The following is a 24165-nucleotide window of genomic DNA, read 5'->3' as shown; positions in this document are numbered from 1 at the left end:
CCCACCCCCCCGGCCCCCGCACCGTCGCCGACGAGGAGAGAGATGAACGTTGTGCTGTGGCACGTGCACGGCTCCTGGACGACGTCGTTCGTGCACGGGAGACACCGGTACCTGGTGCCGGTCACGCCCGACCGCAGCCCGTACGGGCTGGGTCGGGCGCGGACCTACGCCTGGCCCGGGAACGCCGTCGAGGTGACCCCGGAGGAGCTGGGGCGGACCGAGGTCGACCTGGTGATCCTGCAACGGCCCGAAGAACTGGAGCTGGCCGAACGGTGGCTGGGCCGCCGGCCCGGCCGCGACGTGCCGGCCGTCTACGTCGAGCACAACACCCCGAAGGGCGACGTGCCGGACACCCGCCACCCGATGGCCGACCGGGACGACCTGCTGCTCACCCACGTCACACACTTCAACGAACTGTTCTGGGACAACGGCGGCACCCGCACCGCGGTCGTCGAGCACGGCATCGTGCCGCCGACGGTGGAGTGGACCGGCGAGCTGGACCGCCTCGCCGTGGTCACCAACGAGCCGGTCCGCCGCTGGCGGGTCACCGGCACCGACCTGATGCCGCGCTTCGCCGCGGTCGCCCCGCTGGACGTCTTCGGCATGGGGGTGGCCGGGCTGCCCGACCGGCTCGGTCTGCCGGCGGACCGGCTGGCCGCCCACGACGACCTGCCGCAGGACCGGATGCACGCCGAGGTCGCCCGGCGGCGGGCCTACCTGCACCTGTGCCGCTGGACGTCGCTCGGGCTGAGCCTGATCGAGGCCATGACCATCGGCATGCCGGTGGTCGCGCTGGCCACCACCGAGGCCGTGGACGCCGTGCCGCCCGACGCGGGGGTGCTCTCCACCCGCGTGGACACGCTCATCGAGGCGGCCCGCTGGCTGGCCGAGGACCGCGACGCCGCGTACCGGCTGGGGGCGCGGGCACGCGAGGTGACGAAGGAACGCTTCGGGCTCGACCGGTTCCTCGCCGACTGGGACCGGCTCATGGAGGAGGAGACATGCGCATCGCGATGATTTCGGAGCACGCCAGCCCGCTCGCCGTCCTCGGCGAGGAGGACGCCGGCGGCCAGAACACCCATGTGGCGGAACTCGCGGCCGCGCTCGTCGGCGAGGGGCACGACGTCCGCGTCTACACCCGCCGGGACGCCGCCGCCCTGCCCGACGTGGTGTCCACCCCGGACGGCTACCAGGTGTGCCACGTGCCGGCCGGCCCGGCGCAGCGGGTGCCGAAGGACGAAGTGCTGCCGTACATGGGCGAGTTCGGCAGCTGGCTGGCGGACACCTGGCGGCGCGGCGGCTGGACCCCGGACGTCGCGCACGCGCACTTCTGGATGAGCGGGCTGGCCACCGTGCACGCCGGCCGGCGGACCGGGGTGCCGACGATGCTGACGTACCACGCGCTCGGCACGGTCAAGCGCCGGCACCAGGGCGCGCGGGACACCAGTCCACCAGGGCGGATCGGCTACGAACGGGCGCTCGGCCGGGCCGTGGACCGGGTGGTCGTGCAGTGCGAGGACGAGGTCGGGGAGCTGGTCCGGATGGGCGTGCCCCGGTCCCGGATGGCGCTGATCCCGTCCGGCGTCAACCAGGCCGTGTTCCGCCCCGACGGCCCGGTCGCCCCCCGCGACCCGACCCGCCCCCGCATCCTCACCGTCGGCCGGATGGTCGAGCGAAAGGGCTTCCTGGAGGTGGTCCGGGCGCTGCCCGCGGTGCCGGACGCCGAGTGCGTGGTGGTCGGCGGTCCGCCGGCCGACCTGCTCCCCGCCGACGCGTTCGCCCGGCGGCTGTCCGCGCTGGCCGAGTCGTGCGGCGTGGCCGACCGGGTGAAGCTGGTCGGCGCGGTGCCGCGCGAGGAGATGGCCACCTGGTACCGCTCGGCGGACGTGCTGGTCGCCGCCCCGTGGTACGAGCCGTTCGGGCTCACTCCCCTGGAGGGAATGGCCTGCGGGGTGCCCGTGGTCGGCACCAACGTGGGCGGCATCGCGGACAGCGTCGTGGACGGGCTCACCGGCGACCTGGTGCCGCCGCGCGACCCCCGCGCGCTCGGGACCGCGCTGCGCCGGCTCCTCGCGGACCGGGTCCGCCGTTTCGCGTACGCCACGGCGGCGCTGGACCGGATCCGTAGCCGGTACTCCTGGAAGCGCTGCGCCGAACAGCTCGGCGCGGTCTACGCCACGCTGACCACGGTGTCCCGGCCGGCGTCGGCGGTGGCCTGATGACCCATCACGACACCCTCGACGCCCACCTCTCCGGGCTGGCCGCGGCGCTGCTGCCGTACCGGCGGGAGGCCGAGCGGCTGGCGGGCTGGGGCACCGAGCTGGCCTGGACACTGGCCCGGGGCGGGCGGCTGCTGGTGGCCGGCAACGGCGGCAGCGCCGCCGAAGCCCAGCACCTCACCGCCGAACTCGTCGGCAAGCTGCGCGACGACCGCGAACCACTGTCCGCCATCGCCCTGCACGCCGAGACCTCCGCCCTCACCGCCATCGGCAACGACTACGGCTACGACGAGGTCTTCGCCCGCCAGGTCCGCGCCCACGGCCGACCCGACGACATCCTCCTGCTCCTGTCCACCAGCGGCACCAGCACCAACCTGCTCACCGCCGCCCGCGCCGGACACGACACCGGCCTGCGCTGCTGGGCCTTCACCGGCCCCGCCCCCAACCCGCTCGCCGAGGAGTGCCACGACGTGCTCGCCGTGCCGTCCCCGGACAGCCAGGTGGTGCAGGAGCTGCACCTGGTCTCCACACACCTGCTCTGCGAGTACGTCGACCAGGCGCTGCCGCTGATCCGGCAGCTGCCGACCGCGTCCGTTCCCGCGCCGCGGGTGGGCACCTTCGCCCGCTGGGCACCGCCACCCGTCCCCACCGGAGGCGACCGGGACGGCGGCGACGGCGACGGCCACCTGCTCGCCGGGGTCGGATCCGGGCCGCACCTGGGCGGCGGCCGGGCGCTGGACGGGCACGCCCGGGACGGGGCGCGCCGGCACCGCCCGGCCGACGGCCACGGCGCCAACGGGCGCAATGGGCACTCCGCCAACGGGCACTCCGCCACCGGGCAGCCGGCCGACGGGCACCGGTTCACCGGCACGGGATCGGTGCCGTCGTGACCCGCCCGCTGGTCGTGGTCGGCGACGCGCTGCTGGACCGGGATGTCACCGGCGTGGTCGGCCGGGTCGCCCCGGACGCGCCGGTGCCGGTGCTCGACGAACGGTCCGCCGCCGAGAGGCCGGGCGGGGCCGGGCTGGCCGCGTTGCTCGCCGCCGCGCAGGAGACCGACGTGGCGCTGGTGACCGGGCTGGCCGACGACGCCGGCGGGGCCCGGCTGGCGGAACTGGTGACCGAGGCGGGCGTCGAGCTCTACCCGATCCGTCTGCCCGGCGCCACCGCCGAGAAGATCCGGCTCCGGGCCGGCGGGCAGACCCTGCTCCGGCTGGACCGGGGCGGTGACCCCCAGCCACCGGGCGAGCCGCCGGAGGCGGTGCGGGAGCTGCTGTCCCGGGCCCGGGCCATCCTGGTGAGCGACTACGGTCGCGGGCTGGTCCGGCAGCCGGCGCTGCGCGCGGCGCTGGCCGACGCCACCGCCCCGGTGGTCTGGGACCCGCACCCGCGCGGCCCGGCCGCGGTGCCCGGGGTCCGGCTGGCCACCCCGAACCTGGCCGAGCTGCGGCAGCTCACCGGCGACGCCGGGGCGGGTTCGGCGCTCTCCACCGCCATCCGGGCCGGGCACGAGCTGCGCCGCCGGTGGCGGGTGGGCGCGGTCGCGGTGACCACGGGTCCGGACGGGGCGGTGCTCTGCCACTCCGGCAGCGCGCCGCTGGTCGTGCCGCCGCCGTCCACCGTGGCGCACATCGAGGACACCTGCGGCGCCGGGGACCGGTTCGCCGCCACCGCCGCACTGGCCCTGGGCGACGGCGCGTCGGTCGCCGAGGCGGTGCAGGCGGCGGTCGGGGCGGCGTCCGCGTACGTGGCGGCCGGCGGGGCGGCCGGCCTGCACCGGGCGCCGGAGCAGCCGCGGCCCGTGGCCGCGACCCGCACCGCCGAGGAACTCGTCGCGAGGGTACGCGCCGACGGCGGCACGGTGGTCGCCACCGGCGGCTGCTTCGACCTCCTGCACGCCGGTCACCTGGCCACCCTCCAGGCGGCCCGCCGCCTCGGCGACTGCCTGGTGGTCTGCCTCAACTCCGACCGGAGCGTCCGGGGGCTCAAGGGGCCGGAGCGCCCGGTCAACCCGGAACAGGACCGGGCCCGACTGCTGGCCGCCCTGGACTGCGTCGACGCGGTGGTGGTCTTCGACGAGCCCACCCCGCACCAGGTGCTGGCCCGGCTGCGCCCGGACGTCTGGGTCAAGGGCGGCGACTACGCCGGCGACGGCGCGCCCGAGCTGCCCGAGGCGGAGCTGGTACGCCGCTGGGGCGGGCAGGTCGTCACCGTGCCCTTCCTGGCCGGGCGGTCCACCACCGGCACCATCTCGGCCGCGCGCCAGCGCGGTCTCCACCTCGTCAAGGGAGCGGTATGAGCAGGGACCTGAATGGACGGGCGGTCCTCGTGACCGGCGGGTCGAGCGGCCTCGGCGCGGCGGTGGTGGCCAAGGCCGGCGGGCGGCCGTACGTGCTGGACCGGCAGGCGCCGGCCGACGGGGTGCCCTGGGTCGAGTGCGACCTGGCCGACACCCGGGCCGCCGAGGCGGCCACCCGGCAACTCGCCGAGCAGGCCGGGGGCCTCGACGGCGTGGTGACCGCCGCCGGCATGGACGTGCCCGGCCGGCTGGCCGACGTCGACGGCGCGACCTGGGACCGGATCGTCACGATCAACCTGCTCGGCACCGCCGCGGTGATCCGGGCCGCGCTGCCGCACCTGGAGCGGGCGCACGGCACGGTGGTGACCGTGGCGTCCACGCTGGGCGTCAAGGCGGTCAGCGACGCGACCGCGTACTGCGCGGCGAAGTTCGGGGTGGTGGGCTTCACCCGGGCGCTCGCCGCCGAGCTGGCCGGGACGGTGGGCGTCACGCTGCTGATCCCGGGCGGGATGCGGACGGCGTTCTTCGACGACCGGGACGAGCGGTACCGGCCCGGCCCGGACGCGATCCTCAACGACCCGGCGGACACCGCCGAGGCGGTCATGTTCGCCCTCGCCCAGCCGCCCGGCTGCGCCGTACGCGAGCTGGTGGTCTGCGCCGAGCAGGAGTCGTCATACCCGTGATCCTCGTGCTGCGGGCGCTCGGCGTCGGCGACCTCGCCACCGGGGTGCCGGCGCTGCGCGCGTTGCGTGCCGCGTACCCCGGCGCCGAGCTGGCGCTGGTCGCGCCGCGCTGGCTGACCCCGCTGGTCGAGCTGGTCGGTGGCGTGGACCGGCAGGTCGTCGCGGAGGGGCTGGGCCACCTCGGGTGGTCCGGCCCGCCGCCCGCGGTGGCGGTGAACCTGCACGGGCGGGGGCCGCAGTCGCACCGGATGCTCGCCGGGGTCCGGCCGCGGCGGCTGCTGGCCTTCGCCAACGCCGAGGCCGGGTGGCACGACGGTCCGCCGTGGCGGGCCGAGGAGCACGAGGTGGACCGGTGGTGCCGGATGCTGGGCTGGTACGGGATCCCCGCCGACCGCAGCGACCTGGCGCTGCGCCGCCCCGGGCCCGGCGGGCTGCCGACCGGTGTGACGATCGTGCATCCGGGCGCCAAGGCGGCGCAGCGGCGCTGGCCGCCCGAGCGTTTCGCGGCGGTGGCCCGGGAGCTGGCCGGACGGGGCCACCGGGTGGTGGTGACCGGCAGCCCCGGCGAGCGGGATCTCGCCGCCGGGGTGGCCCGCCGGGCCGGGTTGCCGGCCGAGGCGGTGCTGGCCGGCGCGACCGACGTCGGCGAGCTGGCCGCGCTGGTCGCCCACGCCCGCCTCGTGCTCGGCGGGGACACCGGCATCGGTCACCTGGCCACCGCCTACGCCATCCCGTCGGTGCTGCTCTTCGGCCCGGTGCCGCCGGCGCGGTGGGGGCCGCCGCCGGACCGGCCGTGGCACGAGGCGCTCTGGGCCGGGCCGCGCCCGGCGGGGGACGGCCCGGCGGTGCACCCGGCGCTGGCCGAGGTGGACGTGCCGGCGGTGCTGGCGGCGGTGGACCGGGTGACCGCGGCCGCCCGGTCGCGGCCGGTGGCCGGGCGCCGGATTCCGGCGCAGGCGCCGGACCGACCCCTTGCTACCCGCCGGTAGCTTCCCGCCGTAGGCTGATCCGGTGAGCGGGGAGTACACGCAGGAGTTCGTGGACGTCGACGGGGCGCGCATCGGCGTCCAGGTCTACCCGGAGCCGGACGGGCCGCCCGGCGCGCCCGTGGTGGTGATCTGGCCCGCCATGGGCGTCCGCGCCCGCTACTACCGGCCGTTCGCCACCGCGCTGCGCGACGCCGGCCTGGCCGTCGTCGTGGCCGACCTGCGCGGCACCGGCGCGAGCACACCGACCCCCGCCCGCAGCTGCCGGTACGGCTACGCCGAGCTGTCCACCGACGTCGACGCGGTGCTCGACGCGCTCAAGCCGCGGCTGGACGGCCGGACCCGGCTGCTGCTCGGGCACTCGCTCGGCGGGCAGGTCGCGGTGCTGCACCAGGCGCTGCACGACGCCGACCGGGTGGACGGGTTGGCCCTGGTGGCGGTGGGCGTCCCCTGGTGGCGCGGGTACCCGGGGCTGCGTGGCTGGGGTGTGCTGCCGTACACGCAGGGCATCGCGGCGGTCGCCCGGCTGCTCCGCGTCTGGCCGGGCTGGGGGTTCGGCGGCCGGCAGGCGCGCGGGGTGATCCGGGACTGGGCGTACACCGCCCGGACCGGGCGCTTCCCGGTGCTGGACGGGGTCGACGCCGAGGCGGCCGTGCGGCGGGTCCGCACCCCGGTGCTCGCGGTCAGCGTCGACGACGACCAGTACACGCCGCACGAGACGATGGATCACCTCTGCGGCAAGTTCGCCGCCGCACCGGTGACGCGGCACCGCTACACCGTCGCCGAGGCGGGCGCCCCGCTGGACCACTTCACCTGGGTACGCGCCGCCGCCCCACTGGCCGCCCGGATCGCCGCGTTCGCCACCTCGCTGCCCCGCTGACCCGCCGGGCGGCAACCGGTCGGACGCCGTGGGCCGAAAGACGCGTGCGTAGCCGCGCGAAACGTGGGTAAGCCGCACCGCCCGAACACGGCGGAGGGGGATCAGATGTCCGAACGGCACACCGCGTTGCGCTCGATGCACGACCTTGGCCTGGCGGCCTGGTTCGGCGGCTCGCTCATGGGGGCGCTCGGCGTCAACGGCGCGGCGGCGAAGATCGACGACTCGACCCAACGGCTGCCGGTCGCCTCGGCCGGCTGGGCGCGCTGGACCCCGGTCAACGCGGCCGCGATCGGCGCGCACCTGGCCGGCGCGGTCGGCGAGCTGGTGACCGAGAGCCCACGGGTGGCCAGCCAGTCCGGAGTGGCCAGGATGAGCACGCTGAAGACGGCGCTGACCGTGGGCGCGCTGGCGGTGACCGGTTACAGCCGGCTGCTCGGCATGCGGCTGCAGAAGGCGGGCGGGCCGCCCGTCGAGGGGGCCACCGAGCCGAACTACCAGACGCCGGCGAACGTCGCCTCCTCGCAGCGGCAGATGAAGCTGCTGCAGTGGGCCATCCCGGCGATGACCGGCGCGCTCGTGGTGGTGTCGGCGTACATGGGTGAGCAGCAGAAGCCCGGACAGGTGTTGCGGGGCCTGCTCGGCCGGGCCGGCGGGCTGGCGAGCGCCCCGATGGCGATCGGAAGGATGGCCGGGATGGGCGGGATGGGCGCGTCCAGACGACCGATGGCGATGGCCGGCAAGTGACCCGCCCCGCGGTCGGCGGCCCACATCGGGGTGGGGCGCCGACCGCGCGGCGCACGTGAACGGCGGCCGGACCGAGAACGACCGACGCCCGGGGCGACCGCCCCGGGCGTCGACCCACCCGGTCAGGAACCGGTGCCGTCCTCCTCCCCCGGCCGGCCCAGGGCCGACGGCTCGTTCTCCGGCACGGGCGGTTCGGCCGCCGGGTGCCCGGTGTCGTCCACCAGGCCCGGGGCCATGCTGCCGCCGTGTGCCTCCTCGGCCTCCCGGGTCGCCCGGGGATCCCGGCCGTCCCGGGTCAGGCCGCCGGGCTCGTCCCGTCGCTCGTCCACGCGTCCCCCTCGCTGTCGGTCCTCGGCACCGCCGGTACCCGGGACGTACCGGAGGAAACCTCAGGCGGGCGTGGTGGCGGGCGCGACGCCGAGCAGCCCGGCGAGGCGGGCGGCGTCCCGCTGGGCCTGGTCGCCGCAGCAGTTGTTCAGCAGCACGTGCAGCTCGGCGCACTGGTCGGCGAGGTCGCGCAGCAGCACGGACCAGCGCCGCAGCTCCTCGTCGCCGTAGGCGTAGCGGAACTTCTCCTGCTTGTCGCCGCTCTCCCAGTCGCTGCTGTGCCCGTGGAACCGGACCACCGCGAGGTCGGCGGTAGCGACGAGGATCGGCGGCACCGAGGAGGCGTGGCCCTGCGGCATGTCCACGCACACGTAGCCGAGCCCGTGCTCGCGCAGGAAGGTCACCGTGTCGACCACGGCGTCCTCGGTGAACCAGGAGGAGTGCCGCAGCTCCACGGTCACCGGCCAGGGCCGGCACCGCTGCGCCGCGGACACGATCCGCCGCCGGGCCGCGTCGCTGCGGGCCAGCCAGGGTGGGAACTGCAGCAGCACGGCGCCGAGCCGGTCGGCCGCCGCGAGCGGCGCCAGCGCCGCGTGGAACCGGTCCCAGAGCGCGTCGTACGCCCCGGCGGACAGGTCGCGCCAGCGGATCCGGCTCGGGCCGCCGGCCGGGCGCAGGTCCCGGGGCAGCGCGTCGATCGGCGTGTGGTGGCCGGTGAAGAGGCGGAACGCCTTGACGTCGAAGGTGAAGCCCGGCGGGGTGGCGGCCGCCCAGCCCGCGGCGACCTCCGGCGCCGGGATCGCGTAGTACGAGGTGTCCACCTCGACCAGACCGAACCGCTCGGCGTACCAGCCGAGCCGGCCGGCCGGGGTGTTGACCGCACGGGGATACCAGCCCGAGCGGACCAGCATCTGGTCGGCCCAGGAGGACGTGCCCACCTTGATGACACCCATGTAATTCAGTGCACCGCGATCCGGACGAAACGGCAACTCGGGACGGTCCGGTGTGGAACCGGGAAGGTGTCGGTGGCGGGTCGTACGGTGTGCCCGGTCCCCAACAGAAAGGCGGGCGGCATGGGCGTCTCCGACCAGGTCCTCAGCGGCGAGCGGGCCGATCTGCGCACCACCCTCCAGCGGCACCGCGGCTTCCTCCGGCAGACCGTGGCGGGGCTCGACGACGAGCAGGCCGCCCGGCGCAGCACGGCCAGCGAGCTCTGCCTCGGCGGCCTGGTCAAGCACGTGGCCCTCACCGAGCACCGGTGGATGCGGTTCGCGGTGGGCGGCGCCGAGGCGATGCAGAGCGAGCCGGTCGACTGGGTCGGCCAGTTCCGGATGACCGAGGGCGAGACGCTCGACGGGCTGCTCGCCGAGTTCGACCGGGTGGCCGCCGAGACGGACGGCCTGGTCGCCACGCTCGACCTCGACGCCGCGCACCCGCTGCCCAGCGCACCCTGGTTCGAGCCGGGCGCGAGCTGGACGGTGCGCCGGGTGCTGCTGCACCTCATCGCCGAGACCGCGCAGCACGCCGGGCACGCCGACATCCTCCGCGAGTCGATCGACGGGGCGAAGACCATGGGCTGACCCGCGCGGCGGTGACCGAGGTCACCCGCCCGAACGGGGCGGATGGCGGGTTCCGGTGTGACGCCACAACCAGTGGCGGCGCTGAGGGACACGAGATGAACGGACACCGCATGGACCAGGAGACCGTCGAGCGCCTGCTCGTCGGCCCCGTCGTCGAGGCGCAGGACGGTCCGCAGGCGCTCGTCCGGTTCCTCGCCGCCGTCCGCGCCGCTCCCCGCCCGCACGAACTCACCGGTGAGGGGGCGGCCCTTCAGGCGTTCCGCGTGGCGCAGGCCGGCGGTCCGGTGGCGGTGTCCCATCCCCGGCGACGGCTCCACGCCGGGCGGCTCGGCGCCAAGCTCGCCCTGGGCGCCCTGCTCGCCACCACCACCGGCGGTGTGGCCCTGGCCGCCGTCACCGGCAGCCTGCCGGGCCCGCTGCGCGGCGGTGGCGGCGCCCACCCCACGCCGTCCCCCGGTGCCGGCACCCACGGGCGGGCCACGCCGACCACCGACCCGAGCCGCCCGACCACCCCGACCACCCCGGCCGCCGGCCCGACCGACCGGCCGAGCAGCCCGTCCGCGCTGGCCGGGCTCTGCACCGCCTACCGGGCGAAGAACGACGCGGACCGGGGCCGGGCCCTGGAGGCGCCTCCCTTCGCCGCCCTGGTCTCGGCCGCCGGCGGCCCGGAGAAGGTCCCCGGCTACTGCGACGGGCTGCTCCACGGCAAGGACAAGCCGACCGGGCCCGGCACCGACCCGACACAGCCCGAGCCGAGCGCCGACCCGACGCAACCGCCCGGCACCGGACCGACGACCCGCGTCACCGGTCGGCCGGAGCCCGCGCCCAGCAGCCCGGCGGCCGGCCTCGCGCCGACCACCCGGCCGGGCAAGCCGCCGACGCGGAAACCCGCCCCGGTCCGTCTCTCCCGGCGCTGACCCCCGCCCGGCCACAGCCCAACCGGCGAACGCTCGCCCGGTGATCGACACCGGACGGGCTGGTAGCGTGCGCCGGTGACTCCGCGGCGTCGCCGACTGGCGATCCCCTTCCGCCTGGCCGTCGTGCTCGGCGTGGTGGCCGGCATCGTGCTCACCGCGCTCGGCCCCGCCACGGTGACCGGCCTGCTGCCGTACTTCACCATCCAGAGCAACGTGGCGGTCGGGGTCTTCGCCGGGTACGCCGCCTGGCGGGCCTGGCAGGGCCGCCCGGAGCCGCCGAGCGCGCTCAAGGGCGCGGTGACCCTCTACATCACCATCACCGGCACGGTCTACCACCTGGTGCTGGCCAACCCGGCCAGCCCGTTCGCGATGGTCCAGCCGGACCGCGGGCCGGGCGAATGGTGGGGCAACCAGTTCCTGCACACCGTGGTGCCGCTGCTGGCGATCACCGACTGGGCGCTGTTCGACCGGCGCGGCCGGCTGCGCCCGCGGTACGCCGCGTGGTGGCTGGCGTTCCCGCTCGGATACCTCGGGTTCGCCCTGGTGCGGGGGTTGGTCGTGCACCGCTACCCGTACCCGTTCCTCGACGTCGGGCAGCTCGGCTACGGCGGTGTGGGGTTCAGCGCGCTCCTCTTCGCCGTCGCCTTCTGGTTGCTCGGGATCCTCTTCGTCGGGGTGGACCGGGGGCTGGCCGGGCGGGCCCGCGGGGGCGTGCCGGCGGAGCCGGCCCCGGCGTCGGCCGTCGTACCCGAGGAGAGCGCAGCCGGGCCCCGCTGACCGGCGGGCGGTCGCCGGTCACCCGGGGTCACGTCGCCGACCGGCCGCGCCGCCGACCCGGACCCGTCGGCGGGTGGTGCGGTCGCGGCCGTAGGAGTCGGCCCGCCCCCAGCGACCCGGCACGTCCAGCAGCTCGATCCGGCCGTAGCCGTCGGGGACGTACGGGTTCACCAGCAGGTTCTCCCCGCACGGGCGCAGCCCGAGCATGGTGCCGAGCAGCATCAGCAGGCCACCGGAGGCCCACGACTGCGGTCGGCCGGCCGCCGGCAGCTGGACCGGGTACTTGGTGACCTCGCGCGGGTAGCCGGCGAGCACCTCCGGCACCGACCCGCCGAGCGTCTCCGCCACGGCGAGGATGCCGGCCGTGACCTGGGCCGCCTCGGCGTCGTACCCGTAGCGGCGCAGGCCCGCCGCGACGAGCGCGTTGTCCGACGGCCAGACCGCGCCGAGGTGCGCTCCGACCGGGTTGTAGGGCCGCTGCCCGGTGGCGTAGGTGCGCACCCCCCAGCCGGAGAACAGCTCCGGGCCGGACAGGTGCGCGGCGACCGCGTCGGCCCGCTTCGGCTCGACGATGCCGCTCCACAGCAGGTGCCCGAGGTGGGAGGTGAGCGCGTCCACCGGCTCCCCGTCCGGGGTGAGGGCCAGCGCGTAGTAGCCCCGGTGCGGCAGCCAGAAGTCCCGGTCGAACCGCTCGCGCAGCCGCGCGGCCTCGGCCTCCAGCCGGTCGGCGTACCCGGGGTCGCCCCAGATCTCCCGGGCCAGCCGGGCGCCCCGCACCTTCGCGTCGTAGGCGTACCCCTGCAACTCGCAGGTCGCCCGGGGGTACGGCGGCTCGACGGCGTGCCGGTCGACGATGGCCCCCGGCGAGTTCCGCCAGGTCTGGTTGGCCACCCCGTTGACCGTGTTGCGTGGCTGGTAGCGCAGGTAGCCGTCACCGAGGGAGTCGCCGTACTCGTCGATCCAGTCCAGCGCCATCCGGGCCGGGTGACGCAGTTGCCGGACCAGGTCGACGTCGCCGGTCCAGCGCTCGTACTCGTCGAGCAGAACCACGAACAGCGGCGTGGTGTCGGCCGCGCCGTAGTAGAACGCGGTGGGCTGCTCGCCGAAGGCCGCCGACTCGCCGTACCGCAGCTCGGCGAGGATCTTCCCGGGCTCCTCGTCGTGGTAGTCGTCGAGCCGGCCGCCTTGGAGCAGGGCGAGCAGCCGCAGTGTCGCCGGAGTCAGCTCCGGGGTGAACGGCAACGTCTCCAGGCAGGTGATGATGGCGTCCCGGCCGTACAGCGCCATGGCCCAGGGCAGGCCGCCCACCGGCACACGGTCGACGTACGACAGCGGCGTGTACCGCAGTGAGGCCAGGTCGGTCAGCGCCTGCCGGTACGCCGACATCAGGGTTTCCCGCTCGGCGATGAGCTGCGGTGCGTGGTCGAACCAGCGGGCCAGGTCCTCCCGCATGTCCTGGTGGACGTGCCGGCGGTGGAACTCCAGGCTGGCCCGCAGATCCCGTCCCTTGGCCCCGTGGATGATCATGTTGACGTGCAGGTCGGTGTGCCACTCGCCGTTCGGGGGAATTTGGATCCGGAAGGTCATGCCGCGCTGGTCGACCTCCACCGGGGCCGTGCTGGTGACGACGGTCTCCCGGGTGAACCGGCTCCGCTGGTGGCAGATCCGCAGCTGTCGGCGGGCCGTGTCGGCGACCACCACCGGCCTTCGCGGCCCGGGGCGGAGGATCTCGCTGGTGTCGGCGAAGTCGCTGCCCATCTCCATCCGCACGGTGAACTGGGCGGGCTCGGCGGAGTGGTTCAGCACGGTGAGCCGCTCGTTGAAGCTGTCGTTGATGGACCGGTGCCGGATCGCCGAGACGTCGGCGTCCACGTAGTGGCTGGCGGCGCCGGGTACCAGCACGAAGCGGGTCTCGAAGTAGGCCAGCTCGTCCCGGGACAGGGCATGCAGCCGCTCGCCGTCCACGGTGAGCACCCAGCGGGACAGGAAACGGGTGTCGAAGGAGAACAGGCCGATCGGGGCGGACGGCTCGGCCTCCATGTCGCCCTGCGCGTCGCTGAGCGCGAACGTGTTGCCGGACAGGACGTGCACCAGTTCCTGCTTCATCCTGCCCCCATCCGGTTCCGACCGCCGGCCACCTCGCGCGGGTGCCGGGCGCCGGGCGGGCCCGGGAAGAGCCGGCGCAGGCTCAGCAGCAGCCGCAGGTTCCCCTGCGCCGTCAGGTCGTTGCGCAGCAGCGCGGCGGCCGGGGTCAGCCGGCCGGTGGCGATCCGGTCGAACACCTCCCGGTCGGCGCCGATCACCAGCTCGGCCTCGTCCGCCAGACGATCCACCCGGATTTCCTGGTGGTCGATGGTCAGATACCAGTGATCGGTCCGCGCCCCGTCACGCAGGTCCAGGCGGAGCGTGCCGGCGGTGGTCTCCGGCAGGTCAGGGTGCCGGCCGGCGAGCTGCCGCGCCAGGTACTCCGCCGCCGTGGCGCTCATCGGTCCCTCCCCGTGTCCGTGGTTGCGGCTCCCCGCCAGGCAGGCCCGCCCGCTCCCGCAGCGTCCCCGCCGGTCGGGTGAGCCCAACTCACCTCGTCCGGGTGAGCCGGACTGGTGCGCCGGGACGAAACCGGGTAGTCCGGAGGAATGGGGATGACCGGGGACGCCCCGACCGACCGGGTGCTCGCCGCGCTGCTGGCCATGCAACGCCAGTCGTGGGAGCAGGGGGTGACCGGGCACGCCCTGCTCGACCTCGGGCTCGGCGACGTGTCCGGCGAGGCCGGCGCGGTCAACGGCGCGGCCTGCGGCGAGGCGGTCCGCCACGCGGCCACGACCGACGGGGACCCGCGCTACGCCGCCGCGCTGGACGCGCAGCTCGACTGGCTGGTCGACCGGGAGCCCCGGGCCGCCGACGGCCCCTGTTCCACCTGCTCCACAGCCGCCAGGTGTGGGCGGACACCCGCGCCGGGCACCTCCCCGGAGGCGCAGGCGTTCCACCTGCTCGGGCACGCCGCGCTGCGCCGCGCCCAGGCGGCGGTCAGCCCCGCTGGATGAGCCCGCGCACGTACGCGGCCTGACCGACGTGCTGCAGGTCGTCGTCGAGCACGCTCACCAGCCGCACCCCGAGAGTGACGGGTGGGTCCCAGTTCTCGTCGACCACCCGGTCCAGGTCCCCCGGGCCCAGCCCGCGCAGGTACGCCCGGGTGCGGTCCACCACCGCCCGGTGGTAGTCCAGCAGCACCCCGCCGTCCTCCGGCCGCACGCGGGCGATCTGCTGGGGGCCGTGCCCGAATCCAATGTCGTCCGGGTCGGCGGTCAGCCCGCACCGCCCCGCCCAGTTGCCGCCGGCCCAGAGCTGCTCCTCCCCCAGCACGTCGCTGACGTGGTGGTCCTGGATCCGGGTGAGGTGCCAGACCAGCCAGCCCACCGGGTTCGCCCCGGCGGCCGGTGCCTGCCGCAGCTGTTCCGGACTCAGCCCGTCGAGCGCCCCCGCCACCAGGTCGGGCAGCCGGCCGTACGCCTCGGTCAGCAGGTCGTTCACGTCCACGGGTCCCACGCTCCTCCGCCGTCGGTGCCACCGCAGGCAGTACCGCCCAGGCCGGGCGGCAAACCTCACCCCCTTAGGGTGATCGCGTGGTCGCGGCGCTGGAGCTGTATCTCGACACCGACGCCACCCGGCGGATCCGGGTGCTCTGGGACGCGTTGGAGGCCGAGGGCGTGCAGAGCATGAAGTCGCTGCTGGAGCAGCGGCACCGGCCACACGTCTCGCTGGCGGTCGCGCCGCGGCTCGACCCGCACCGGGTCGCCGAGGCGCTCGCCGGGATGGTCGTGGCCGCCCCCCTGCGGCTGGAGTTCCAGCACGCCGGGCAGTTCGTCGGGCGGGTGCTCTGGCTCGGTCCGGCCCCGACGCCGGAGCTGCTGGCCCACCACGGCGCGGTGCACGAGCGGCTGGCCCGGGCCGGCATCGGCCTGGTGGAGCACTACCAGCCGGGCCGCTGGGTGCCCCACTGCACGCTGTCCATGCGGGTGCCGAACGCGCTGATGGCCGCGGCGGTGCGCCGCTGCCTGGAGGTGCTGCCGGTGACCGCCACGGTGGTCGGCGCCGCCGTCACCGACCACGCCCGGGGCATCTCCCACCCGCTCGGCTGACGCCCACCCCTCGCGCCCCGGTCAGCGCGGGCCGAAGTCGACCAGGAAGGTCGGGTAGTCGGGCTGCGGACAGGGGTCGCCGCGGTAGCCGAGCCGCTCGTAGAAGGGCGCCGCCCGCTCCCGGTGGGCCTGCCACTCCAGGTGGCGGGCCCGCCCGGCCGCCCACTCCGACATCGCCGTCAGCAGCGCGCGGCCCACGCCGCGCCGGTGTCGGTCCGCGCGTACGTGCAGGTCGTGCAGTCGGACCGTGCGGTGCGCGTCGCCGGAGCGCAGGTGCGGCCCGTGGTCCTGGGCGGCGGCGTACCCGCTCAGCCCGTCGTCGTCGACGGCGCCGAGCAGCACCCAGCGCGGGTCGGCGAGCAGCAGCAGGAACCGCTCCCGGTGGACCTCGGCGGGCTCGTCGCCGACGCCCATGTCGCGCAGCATCGGCCACAGCCGCGGCCAGTCCGACGCGGTCAGCTCCCGTACGGTGATCTTCACGCCGTCCAGGATGCGGCCGGGACCGGGTTTTGCGCCATCTGCCGCCGCTGATGGCGATGCCGCCGGAACGAAGCAAGCTGGTAAAAGCGCAGGTCAAGGCGGTCCTGGCCACCCGAGGACGTGCGGCCGGAGCGCCCACGAGCACGCCTTCGGAGGCACCCCATGGCCGCACCCGTCATCCGTTCCGTCACCGCCGATTCGACCGTCCTGCTGCCCGGGCAGTCCACCACCGTCCGGGTGGACGCCTACCATCCCGACTCGCGGCTGCTGACCCTCTCCGGCCGGGTCAGCGACCCGACCGGCGCCGCCTGGGACAGCCCGGTCCGGGTGGATCTCAGCGTGCCGTTGACCGTCCAGCTCGGCAGCACGTCGCCCGGCGTGACCGTCACGCCGAACCCCACCGACCCGACCCGCTTCACGGTGACCGTGCTGGCCGGCCGGGGCACGGTCACGCTGACCGCCACGGCCCGGGACGCCGCGGGCCGGACCGGCACCGCCACCACCACCCTGACCGTGCCGCTGCTGGTCGGGATGAGCACCGAGAAGGGAGCGCGGACCCAGCGGGCGGTGGCCGAGTACCCGGGCATCCGCTACATGCGCGACTTCGGCACGGACGGCGGCGACGCGGACGCTCTGCCGGAGCTGCCCCCGCTGAACGCCGGCAAGTTCGTCGACGCCCCGTCGGCCGTCATGCACGTCTCGTGGAAGGACGACGTCGAGCAGTTGACCGGTTGGCTGGACGGGCTGAGCCGGCCGATCTACCTGACCTGGTACCACGAGCCGATGGGCGACGTGGCGCCGGCGACGTACCGGACCACCGCGACCCGGGTGGCGCAGATCGTCGCCGCCCACCGGAACCGGCGCTGGGTCCTCGGGCACGGCCCGATCGTCACCCGCTACTGGCTGGACGAGGGGCGCGGCAGCCCGGCCGACTGGGGCTACCCGGGCATGACCCACTACGGCGTGGACTGCTACTCGCGGGACACGGCGACGTACTGGCCGGTGGCGCGGATGTTCGGGGTGGCGTTCGGCAAGGTACGCGCCGCGTACCCGGGGATCCGGCTGCTGGTGCCCGAGTACGGGATGAGCCGGACCACGGCCGACACCACCGGCGCGGGCCGGGCCCAGGCGATCCGGGACCACGTGACCTGGCTGCGGCAGCAGAACGACGTGGACGCGGTCGCCTACTGGAACAACTGGGCCGAGTTCCAGCTGGGCGACCCTCCGCTGGAGTCGACCGCCTGGCGGAACCTCCAGCTCGGCTGACGCCCCTGCCCGGCCCGGTGGGACTTCCGCCGGGCCGGGGTGGGGCGGCCGAGAGGTGGCCGGGCGCCGGGTGGACCTAGACTGGCCGGGTGGGGCAGGCCGAGTGACCAGCGGGAGCGAGTCGTCGACGACGTACGGTCACCTGTGCCTGGCCTACGACGACCCGGCGGCGCTGGACGCCCGGGCGGTCGCCCACCTGGCCGCGGGCCTCGCGGCCGGCGAGCAGGTCTGGCTGGTCGCCCCCGGGGACCCCGACTCCCTGGCGCGCCGGCTGGACCGTCTCCCCGGTCTCGACGCCGCGCTGCGCCGGCGCGCGCTCCGGCTGCTCCCCGTCGAGGAGGCCTACCGCCACGACGAGGTCGTCGACCCGGAGAAGCAGGTCCGGGCGTACGCGGCGGCCACCGGCGACGCGCTGGCCGCCGGCTACACCGGCCTGCGGGTGGTGGCCGAGGCCACCGCGCTGGTCCGCTCCGCGGCCCAGCGGGAGGCCTTCGCCCGCTACGAGCACCTCATCGACCGCTGGATGCGCTACCACCCGATGTCGGCGGTCTGCGCCTACGACCGGCGCGAGCTGAGCGACGCGGCGATCGCTGAGCTGGCCTGCATGCACCCCGAGACCAACGCCGACGTGCTGTTCCGGCTGCACGCCGGTGGCGGCGAGGCGGTCGTCGAGCTCGGCGGCGAGCTGGACCCGTCCAACCACCGGCTCTTCGCCGCCGCGCTGGACCGGGCCGACCCGCGACCGGTCGACGGCCGGCTCGTGCTCGACGCGACCGGGCTGCGCTTCGTCGATCACCGGTGCCTGCTGCACCTGGGCGACCACGCCCGCCGGCACGGTGCCACCGCCGTGCTGCGCACCTCGCGCTCCGCGGCGGCCCGGCTGGTCGAGCTGCTCGACCTGGCCGAGGTACGGGTGGAGGTGGTCCGATGAGGACGGGTGCCGCCGCCGGTCACGTGGGCTACTACCACGAGGCGATCCTCTACGACTCCGACGAGCACCTGCTGGCCGTGGTGCTGCCGTTCCTGCTCGGCGGGATCGAGGCCGGGGAGCCGACCGTGGTCGGCTTCGGTCACCGCAACGCGGAGCTGGTCCGCCGGGCCCTGCCCACCGGCGCCGCGGTCACCTTCCTGCCCGGCGGTCCGCTCTACGCCCGCCCCACCGCGGCGATCCGCGCCTACCGGAAGCTGCTGGGCTCGTACGTGGCCGACGGTGCCCGGCAGATCCGGATCGTCGGCGAGCTGCCGCCGGCCGTGCTCGGCGCGACCTGGGACTGGTGGGCCCGCTACGAGTCGGCCATCAACCACGCCTACGACGACTTCCCGCTGTGGAGCATGTGCGCGTACGACGCGCGGAGCACGCCGTCGCGGGTGCTGGCGGACGTGGCGCGGACCCATCCCCGGGTGGCGTTGCCGGACGGCAGCCACGTGCCGACCGACGTCTACACCGAGCCGGCGAGCTACCTGGCCGAGCACCGCCTGATGCTGCCCGACCCGGTGCAGCGGACGGCGCCGACGGTCGAGCTGGTCGACCCGACCCCGGCCGAGGCGCGCGACGCGGTACGCGCCGCACACTGGGGACAGCTCCCGGGCGACCACCTCGACGATCTGGTCGTGTCGGTCAGCGAGGTGGTGAGCAACGCGCTTCGGCACGGCCTGCCACCCGTGCGGATGCGGCTGTGGAGCGCGTCGGACCGGATGGTGGTGACCGTGCACGACCGGGGTCCCGGCCCCACCGACCCCTACGCCGGCCTGCTGCCCGCGGGCAACGGCGCCGCCGGTGGCCTGGGCTTGTGGATCAGCCACCAGTCGTGCAACCACGTGGCGCTGCACCGGGACGCGGACGGCTTCACCGTGCGACTGACCGCCGGAAATCCGTACTTCCCGGTCTGAGCCGGCTCAGCCGGACGGCCGGTGTGGACCCGCATTCGCGGTCGTGGGCGGGGCGGGGCGGAACCCGCGCGCCGACGGCGGTACCGTTGCGCCTCATCATGCCCTGCGGGGCGGTCATCCGCCGGCCTGGCGCTGGCGAACCGACGGAGGATGGCGCATGTCCAACGGCGAGGAACCGTTCGCACCCCACGACGACGTGTCCGCGCGACCGAGGTTCGACCAGGCGCTGCGCGGCTACGACAAACGCCAGGTGGACCGGTACGTCGAGCAGATGGACGGCGAACTGACCGCCGTGACGGCCGACCGGGACCGGGCGTACGCCCAGGTGCGGGAGTTGACCGCGCAGGCGCAGCGGGCGCAGACCGAGGTCGCCGAGCTGCGCCAGCGCCCCACGCAGGTGGACCGGGCGTCCTTCCGTGACCTCGGCCCGATGGTCGACCAGATCCTCGACCTGGCCGAGAAGCAGGCCGGGCAGATCACCGAGGCGGCCACGAAGCGCGCGGCCGACCTCCAGGCGCAGGCGGAGCGGGTGCTGGCCACCGCGCGGGACGAGGCGGACCGGGAGCGGCGCGAGCTGGCGGAGGAGCTGTCCACCCGCCGGGCCGAGCAGGAGAAGGCGGACGAGGAGCGGCACGCCGCCGCGCAGGCGGAGCTGACCGCGATCCGGGAGCTGACGGAGAAGCTGCGCGTCGACGGGCAGGCGGCCCACGACCGCGCCCAGCAGGAGGCGAAGCGGATCGCCGAGCAGAGCGCCCAGCAGGTCGAGCAGGCCCGCTCCGCGTCGGAGGCGCTGGTGAAGGCGGCGCGCACGCAGATCCAGCAGGAGGTGCAGGCCAACCGGAGCAAGGCCCAGCAGGAACTGGCCCAGTGGCAGGCCACCATGGCCCGGGAGCTGGACGAGCAGCGGGCCGCGGCCGAGCAGGAGCTGGCCGACCGGGCCGGCGCCGCCGAGCGGGACATCGCCGCCCTGGTCGCCGAGGCCCAGCAGTACGCCACCGAGGTCCGCGAGCGGGCCGACGAGGAGAACGTGGCGCACCAGGAGCAGCTCGCCACGGTGCAGCAGGAGATCCAGCAGCGGCAGGAGGCGCTGACTCAGCTCCAGGCCGAGCTGGAGACGGTCGGCCAGCAGCTGGAGCACACCCGCCGGGAGATCGCCACGGTCGAGCAGGAGGGCGCCGCGCTGGAGGAGCAGCTGGTCGGCGTACGCCGGGACCTGACCGCGGAGACCAAGCGGCTGGCGGACGCGCGGCGGGCGGCGGACCTCGCCGAGCAGCACGCGAAGGAGACCCGGGCCCGGGTGCAGCGGGAGGCCAAGCGGGTCGCCGACCTGGCCGCCGCGGCGGTGATGGCGGCCGCCGCGGGCGGTGTGGAGACGGCCGAGTACCCGATGGTGGCTCCGCGTCCGGTCGCGACGCCCACCGAGGCCACCCCGGTGGTGGTGCCCGCCCCGGCCGCGGTGCCGGCCCCGGCCGTGGTGGCCACCCCGGTCGTGTCGGCCGACCCGGAGGCCGGCGAGCCGGCCGACGGCGACCGGCCCACGGCCGATCCGTTCCTGGAGCGGGCCTCCCTGGACCGGCCGAGCTTCGACGCGTTCGCCGTGCGCACCCCGGCGCCGCGGCCCGCCCCCGAGGCGGAGGTCACCGGGGAGCCGGCGGCCGGTCCGGAGGGTGGCGTCCCCGCCAACGCCTGACCCGTCCTGGCCGGAGTGGTCAGTCGAGGGCGGCGGCGAGGTCGGCGAGGTGGCGGGCCACCGGACCCGCGGTGAGCACGCCGCTGCCGGCGCCGGCCAGCTCGTCGGCGGCGGGGCGCAGCGCGGCGTGCAGCCGGGCCATGGTGGGGCGGTCGTCGACGGCGAGGGCGGCCCGCGCGGCCACGCAGAGCCGGGCCTCACGCAGCAGGTCGTGCGGCGACTCCGGCAGGGCGCGCAGCGCGGCGGCGGCCTCGTCCCGGCGCCCGGCGGCGAGCAGGGCCAACGGCCGGACCCACGGCGCGTACGGGCCGTGGTGGGCGGCGTCGGCCAGCGCCGGCCCGGGGTCGTCGCCGGTGGACAGCCGCAGGCAGAGCAGGGCGAACGGCAGCAGCCCGCCGGCCATGCCGGGCATCTGCCCGGTGTCGAGCCGGACGGCCGCCGCCCGGTACGCCGCCTCGGCCTCAACGCCGCGCCCCGCGACGGCCAGCCGGAGGGCGGCGTACCAGGCGGTGAAGACGCCGACGAGGGGCAGTTCGTAGCGCGCGGCGAGGCGGTCGGCGGCGGCCGCGTGGGCGTCGGCGGTGGCCAGGTCGGCGCGGGCGCAGTGCGCCTGGAGCACGATGAGGTGTCCGAGCACCTCGAAGGTGACCAGCCCGTGCCGGGCGGCCAGGTCGACCAGTTCGGCGCCGATACGGGCGCGTTCCGGGGCCCGGCCGGCCCGGTCGAAGGCGTGCATGAAGCGGGCGTTGAGCGCGAAGGCCAGCAGGGCCGGGTCGTCGAGGTCGCGGGCGATCTCCTCCGCCTCGGCGGCCGCCCGCCGCCCCCGGTCGCCGGTGTCGCCGCGCAGCTCCAGGGCGAGGGTGCAGAGCAGCCGGCCGCGCCGGGCCGCCTGGTCGGCGGGGAGCGCGGCGAGGGCGGCCCCGGCGGCGGCGACGATCCGCCGGGACAGCTCCTCGTCGTCGTTGCGCGTCCAGACGGCCGGCACGTCGAACGCGGCCAGCACGTCCGCGGTGAGCCCGGGGTCGGCGAGCCGTTCGACGGTGGCGACCGCCTCGGCCCGCAGCCGGCGGGTCCGGTCGAGGTGGCCGGTGACGGCGAGGGCGCGGCCCCAGCCGATGACCGCCGCCAGCCGCCCGCGTACGTCGTGCCCGCCGGCCCGGTCGTGGGCGGCGACGGCCTGCTGCCAGAGGCGGGCCGCCTCGTGCGGGTGGCAGTGCCGCTCGGCCCGTTCGGCGGCGGCCGCGGCGTACCGGGCGGCCCGGGTCGCGGCGTCCGCACCGGGGGCCTGTCCGAAGTGGTGGGCGAGGGCGGTGACGTCGTCCGGCCGGAGCCGTTCGAGCACCGCCCCGACGGCGGCGTGCCAGCGGGCCCGGCGCGGCGCCGACAGGTCGGTGTAGAGGGTGTCGCGGACCAGGATGTGGGCGAACCGGGTGCCGTCGGGGGTGAGGAACCCGGCCTGCGCGGCCCGGTCCACGGCGTCCAGCATGGCCTCCTCGCCGACCAGCGCGGCCAGCACCTCCGCGTCGAGGTCCCGGCCGAGCACGGCGGCCTGTGCCAGCACCGTCCGGGTCGACTCGGGCAGCTGCGCCAGGCGGTGCTGGAGGACGTCCCGCACGCCGGCCGGTACGCGCTCCAGCGCGGCGGCTCCCTCGGCGGCGAGCAGCCGGGCCAGTTCCCGGACGAAGAACGGATTCCCGCCGCTGCGCCGATGCAGCGCCCGCGCGGTGTCCGGGTCCGCCGCACCGGCCACGGCCCGCACCAGGTCTTCCGTCTCCGCCTCGGCGAGCCCGCCCAGGTAGACGCGGACCGGTTCGGTGCGCGCGAGCCGGGCCAGGGCCCCGGTCAGCGCCGGGGTGATCCCGGTGGCCCGGTACGTGCCGACGGCCAGCACCGGCCCGGTCACCGGCTCCGGGCCGGTGAACAGCGCGGTCAGCAGGTCGAGGGTGTCCTCGTCGGCCCGGTGCAGGTCGTCGAGGACGAGCAGCACGGGCCCGCGCCGCGCCGCCGCGCCGACCCGGCTGCCCGCGATCCGGTGCAGCCGGTAGCGGGCCACGGCCGGCTCGCCACCGTCCGGGAGAGCGGTCGGCGGTTCCCCGGCCTCGGGCAGGGCGGCGGCGAGCTGCGTCCACGGCCAGGCGGCCGGGGCGCCCTCGTACTCGGGGACCCGCCCGACGGCGCGGGTCCAGCCGGCGGCGGCGAGCCGGTCGGCCAGCGCCTCGACGAACGCGGTCTTGCCCGCGCCGGCGGCGCCGGAGACCAGCGCGAGGGCGGGCCGGCCGCCGCGGGCCACCTCCCCGGCCAGCCCCACCAGGCTCGCCAGCTCGGCCTCGCGCCCCACGAAGGGACGGGGCTCCTCCCCCGCTCCCCCGGCGGGCGGCGGGGCCGGGGCGGCGACCGGAGTCGGGTCGAGGTGCGGGGCCTGGGCGAGGATGTCGGCCTCCAGCCGGCGCAGCCGGGGGCCGGGATCCACCCCCAGCTCCCGGACCAGCACGGCGCGCGCCTCCCGCAGCGCGGCGAGCGCGTCGCCCTGCCGGCCCGCCCGGTAGAGGGCGATCGCGAGCAGCCGCCAGGTCTCCTCCCGCAGCGGCTGCGCGACGGCCTGGGCGCGCAGGTCGCCGGCGGCCTCGGCGGCCCGGTCCAGGGCCAGCAGCGCCTCGGCGCGCCGCTCGACGGCGAGCATCCGCAGCTCGTCCAACCGGTCGATCTCCGCCCGCGCCCAGGACTCGGCGGCGAACTCCGCGTAGGCGGGGCCGCGCCAGAGGGCGAGCGCGTCGTCCAGGGCGGCCAGCGCCGGGCCGGCGTGCCCGGCCGCGAGCGACTCCCCCGCGGCCCCGACCGCCGCCTCGAACCGCCCCGCGTCGACGGCCCCGGGGGCGGCCGCCAGCGCGTACCCGGGCGGGGCGGTGACCAGCAGCCGGGCCGGCTGCCGCGGCGGCCGGTCGGGCTCCAGGGCCCGGCGCAGGTCGGCCACGAAGGTCCGCACCGCGCCGACCACGCCCTCCGGGGGCTCCGCCCACAGGTCGCCGACGAGCCGGTCGACCGGGACCACGCGGCCCCGGGCGACCAGCAGGCGGGCCAGCACCGCGCGCTGCCGGGGGCCCTTCAGCCCCACCGGACCCCGCTCGCCGGCCGCCACCAGCGGCCCGAGCACCCCGAAGGTCACTCCGGGTGGGCGCGGCGGGTCTGTCACCCCGCCCACTCTAGGCAGCCCGGTGCCCGCGCACCGGCGGCCCGACCAGGGCACTCATCCGATGCTGATCGGCCACTGACCGGCGCCGGGCAGGCTCGACG

Annotated in this window: 23 protein-coding genes and 1 pseudogene; 17 read left to right on the top strand and 7 right to left on the bottom strand. The window is 76.4% G+C overall.

Annotation, left to right across the window (positions count from 1 at the left end; genetic code table 11):
* Positions 1–42 precede the first annotated feature (42 nt).
* The 8 genes and pseudogenes from ACFYPD_RS18780 (at position 43) to ACFYPD_RS18745 (ending at position 7811) form a co-directional block, all read left to right on the top strand.
* Positions 43–1017, top strand: coding sequence for a glycosyltransferase (locus tag ACFYPD_RS18780; RefSeq protein ID WP_387114715.1), 975 nt, complete (start codon positions 43–45; stop codon positions 1015–1017).
* Entirely contained in the window at positions 1002–2219 is a 1218-nt protein-coding gene (locus ACFYPD_RS18775; RefSeq protein ID WP_387114712.1) for a glycosyltransferase, read from the top strand. The genes ACFYPD_RS18780 and ACFYPD_RS18775 overlap by 16 nt, the downstream gene beginning before the upstream one ends.
* Positions 2219–2789 (top strand): annotated as a pseudogene (locus tag ACFYPD_RS18770) (SIS domain-containing protein); the annotation flags it as partial. The gene ACFYPD_RS18775 and the pseudogene ACFYPD_RS18770, both read left to right, overlap by 1 nt.
* Positions 2790–3105: 316 nt before the next feature.
* Complete coding sequence (gene rfaE2 / locus ACFYPD_RS18765; protein ID WP_387114709.1) at positions 3106–4518, top strand: D-glycero-beta-D-manno-heptose 1-phosphate adenylyltransferase; 1413 nt, start codon at positions 3106–3108, stop codon at positions 4516–4518.
* Positions 4515–5201 (top strand): SDR family oxidoreductase, encoded by a 687-nt coding sequence (locus ACFYPD_RS18760; RefSeq protein ID WP_387114706.1) that lies wholly within the window; start codon positions 4515–4517, stop codon positions 5199–5201. The genes rfaE2 and ACFYPD_RS18760 overlap by 4 nt, the downstream gene beginning before the upstream one ends.
* Positions 5198–6190 carry a glycosyltransferase family 9 protein gene (locus tag ACFYPD_RS18755; RefSeq protein WP_387114703.1) on the top strand — a complete coding sequence of 331 codons (993 nt, stop codon included), beginning with the start codon at positions 5198–5200 and terminating at the stop codon, positions 6188–6190. The genes ACFYPD_RS18760 and ACFYPD_RS18755 overlap by 4 nt, the downstream gene beginning before the upstream one ends.
* Before the next feature lie 22 nt (positions 6191–6212).
* Positions 6213–7067, top strand: a complete 855-nt coding sequence (locus tag ACFYPD_RS18750; RefSeq protein WP_387114700.1) for an alpha/beta fold hydrolase — start codon at positions 6213–6215, stop codon at positions 7065–7067.
* A 105-nt stretch (positions 7068–7172) separates the two neighbouring features.
* Positions 7173–7811, top strand: a complete 639-nt coding sequence (locus ACFYPD_RS18745; protein ID WP_387114697.1) for a hypothetical protein — start codon at positions 7173–7175, stop codon at positions 7809–7811.
* Positions 7812–7933: 122 nt separating this feature from the next.
* Here the strand turns inward: ACFYPD_RS18745 and ACFYPD_RS18740 are convergent, their stop codons facing one another.
* Positions 7934–8140, bottom strand: coding sequence for a GTPase activator (locus ACFYPD_RS18740; RefSeq protein WP_387114694.1), 207 nt, complete (start codon positions 8138–8140; stop codon positions 7934–7936).
* A 60-nt stretch (positions 8141–8200) separates the two neighbouring features.
* On the bottom strand, positions 8201–9091 hold the full coding sequence (locus ACFYPD_RS18735; RefSeq protein WP_387114691.1) for a DUF72 domain-containing protein: 891 nt from the start codon (positions 9089–9091) through the stop codon (positions 8201–8203).
* Between the two features lie 120 nt (positions 9092–9211).
* Between ACFYPD_RS18735 and ACFYPD_RS18730 the strand changes: the two genes are divergently transcribed.
* The 3 genes from ACFYPD_RS18730 (at position 9212) to ACFYPD_RS18720 (ending at position 11412) form a co-directional block, all read left to right on the top strand.
* Positions 9212–9718 carry a DinB family protein gene (locus tag ACFYPD_RS18730; protein WP_387114688.1) on the top strand — a complete coding sequence of 169 codons (507 nt, stop codon included), beginning with the start codon at positions 9212–9214 and terminating at the stop codon, positions 9716–9718.
* A gap of 95 nt (positions 9719–9813) precedes the next feature.
* Positions 9814–10635, top strand: coding sequence for a hypothetical protein (locus ACFYPD_RS18725; RefSeq protein ID WP_387114685.1), 822 nt, complete (start codon positions 9814–9816; stop codon positions 10633–10635).
* 75 nt (positions 10636–10710) lie between these two features.
* Positions 10711–11412 (top strand): Pr6Pr family membrane protein, encoded by a 702-nt coding sequence (locus ACFYPD_RS18720; RefSeq protein WP_387114682.1) that lies wholly within the window; start codon positions 10711–10713, stop codon positions 11410–11412.
* Positions 11413–11430: 18 nt separating this feature from the next.
* On the opposite strand, the gene ACFYPD_RS18715 is transcribed toward ACFYPD_RS18720, so the two are convergent.
* Together ACFYPD_RS18715 and ACFYPD_RS18710 are read right to left on the bottom strand one after the other, a co-directional pair.
* Positions 11431–13518, bottom strand: coding sequence for a glycogen debranching N-terminal domain-containing protein (locus ACFYPD_RS18715; protein ID WP_387114678.1), 2088 nt, complete (start codon positions 13516–13518; stop codon positions 11431–11433).
* Complete coding sequence (locus tag ACFYPD_RS18710; RefSeq protein ID WP_387114674.1) at positions 13515–13898, bottom strand: SCP2 sterol-binding domain-containing protein; 384 nt, start codon at positions 13896–13898, stop codon at positions 13515–13517. The genes ACFYPD_RS18715 and ACFYPD_RS18710 overlap by 4 nt, the downstream gene beginning before the upstream one ends.
* A gap of 153 nt (positions 13899–14051) precedes the next feature.
* On the opposite strand from ACFYPD_RS18710, the gene ACFYPD_RS18705 reads away from it, so the two are divergent.
* A complete protein-coding gene (locus tag ACFYPD_RS18705) occupies positions 14052–14453 on the top strand; it encodes a hypothetical protein (RefSeq protein ID WP_387114671.1) in 402 nt (133 codons plus the stop codon).
* Here ACFYPD_RS18705 and ACFYPD_RS18700 read toward each other — a convergent pair.
* Positions 14437–14946: a DinB family protein gene (locus tag ACFYPD_RS18700; protein ID WP_387114668.1), complete on the bottom strand. Its 510-nt coding sequence runs from the start codon at positions 14944–14946 to the stop codon at positions 14437–14439. The two genes, ACFYPD_RS18705 and ACFYPD_RS18700, sit on opposite strands and share 17 nt — an antisense overlap.
* Positions 14947–15032: 86 nt before the next feature.
* On the opposite strand from ACFYPD_RS18700, the gene ACFYPD_RS18695 reads away from it, so the two are divergent.
* Entirely contained in the window at positions 15033–15548 is a 516-nt protein-coding gene (locus tag ACFYPD_RS18695; RefSeq protein ID WP_387114666.1) for a 2'-5' RNA ligase family protein, read from the top strand.
* 21 nt (positions 15549–15569) lie between these two features.
* On the opposite strand, the gene ACFYPD_RS18690 is transcribed toward ACFYPD_RS18695, so the two are convergent.
* Positions 15570–16028, bottom strand: a complete 459-nt coding sequence (locus tag ACFYPD_RS18690) for a GNAT family N-acetyltransferase (protein ID WP_387114663.1) — start codon at positions 16026–16028, stop codon at positions 15570–15572.
* Between the two features lie 162 nt (positions 16029–16190).
* Between ACFYPD_RS18690 and ACFYPD_RS18685 the strand changes: the two genes are divergently transcribed.
* The 4 genes from ACFYPD_RS18685 to ACFYPD_RS18670 all read left to right on the top strand — a co-directional run bounded on the left by ACFYPD_RS18685 (position 16191) and on the right by ACFYPD_RS18670 (position 20874).
* Positions 16191–17294 (top strand): hypothetical protein, encoded by a 1104-nt coding sequence (locus tag ACFYPD_RS18685; RefSeq protein ID WP_387114660.1) that lies wholly within the window; start codon positions 16191–16193, stop codon positions 17292–17294.
* Between the two features lie 103 nt (positions 17295–17397).
* Complete coding sequence (locus tag ACFYPD_RS18680) at positions 17398–18225, top strand: MEDS domain-containing protein (protein WP_387114656.1); 828 nt, start codon at positions 17398–17400, stop codon at positions 18223–18225.
* Positions 18222–19184, top strand: a complete 963-nt coding sequence (locus tag ACFYPD_RS18675; protein ID WP_387114653.1) for an anti-sigma factor RsbA family regulatory protein — start codon at positions 18222–18224, stop codon at positions 19182–19184. Before ACFYPD_RS18680 ends, ACFYPD_RS18675 begins: the two co-directional genes overlap by 4 nt.
* 157 nt (positions 19185–19341) lie before the next feature.
* Entirely contained in the window at positions 19342–20874 is a 1533-nt protein-coding gene (locus ACFYPD_RS18670; RefSeq protein WP_387114650.1) for a hypothetical protein, read from the top strand.
* A gap of 19 nt (positions 20875–20893) precedes the next feature.
* Here ACFYPD_RS18670 and ACFYPD_RS18665 read toward each other — a convergent pair whose 3' ends face one another.
* Positions 20894–24064 (bottom strand): BTAD domain-containing putative transcriptional regulator, encoded by a 3171-nt coding sequence (locus tag ACFYPD_RS18665; protein ID WP_387114647.1) that lies wholly within the window; start codon positions 24062–24064, stop codon positions 20894–20896.
* Positions 24065–24165: the final 101 nt, after the last annotated feature.

Origin of the sequence: Micromonospora sp. NPDC005299 (assembly GCF_042872345.1) — a bacterium.
GTDB lineage: Bacteria > Actinomycetota > Actinomycetes > Mycobacteriales > Micromonosporaceae > Micromonospora.
Note: the sequence above shows the minus strand (reverse complement) of the source record. Positions and strands in the feature narration are given on the sequence as shown.

Excerpts from the sequence above, each read along its gene's own strand:
- ACFYPD_RS18780 (WP_387114715.1), top strand. The coding sequence starts at position 43 with ATGAACGTTGTGCTGTGGCACGTGCACGGCTCCTGGACGACGTCGTTC.
- ACFYPD_RS18775 (WP_387114712.1), top strand. The coding sequence starts at position 1,002 with ATGCGCATCGCGATGATTTCGGAGCACGCCAGCCCGCTCGCCGTCCTC.
- ACFYPD_RS18760 (WP_387114706.1), top strand. The coding sequence starts at position 4,515 with ATGAGCAGGGACCTGAATGGACGGGCGGTCCTCGTGACCGGCGGGTCG.
- ACFYPD_RS18745 (WP_387114697.1), top strand. The coding sequence starts at position 7,173 with ATGTCCGAACGGCACACCGCGTTGCGCTCGATGCACGACCTTGGCCTG.
- ACFYPD_RS18735 (WP_387114691.1), bottom strand. The coding sequence starts at position 9,091 with ATGGGTGTCATCAAGGTGGGCACGTCCTCCTGGGCCGACCAGATGCTG.
- ACFYPD_RS18730 (WP_387114688.1), top strand. The coding sequence starts at position 9,212 with ATGGGCGTCTCCGACCAGGTCCTCAGCGGCGAGCGGGCCGATCTGCGC.
- ACFYPD_RS18725 (WP_387114685.1), top strand. The coding sequence starts at position 9,814 with ATGAACGGACACCGCATGGACCAGGAGACCGTCGAGCGCCTGCTCGTC.
- ACFYPD_RS18715 (WP_387114678.1), bottom strand. The coding sequence starts at position 13,518 with ATGAAGCAGGAACTGGTGCACGTCCTGTCCGGCAACACGTTCGCGCTC.
- ACFYPD_RS18710 (WP_387114674.1), bottom strand. The coding sequence starts at position 13,898 with ATGAGCGCCACGGCGGCGGAGTACCTGGCGCGGCAGCTCGCCGGCCGG.
- ACFYPD_RS18705 (WP_387114671.1), top strand. The coding sequence starts at position 14,052 with ATGACCGGGGACGCCCCGACCGACCGGGTGCTCGCCGCGCTGCTGGCC.
- ACFYPD_RS18685 (WP_387114660.1), top strand. The coding sequence starts at position 16,191 with ATGGCCGCACCCGTCATCCGTTCCGTCACCGCCGATTCGACCGTCCTG.
- ACFYPD_RS18675 (WP_387114653.1), top strand. The coding sequence starts at position 18,222 with ATGAGGACGGGTGCCGCCGCCGGTCACGTGGGCTACTACCACGAGGCG.
- ACFYPD_RS18670 (WP_387114650.1), top strand. The coding sequence starts at position 19,342 with ATGTCCAACGGCGAGGAACCGTTCGCACCCCACGACGACGTGTCCGCG.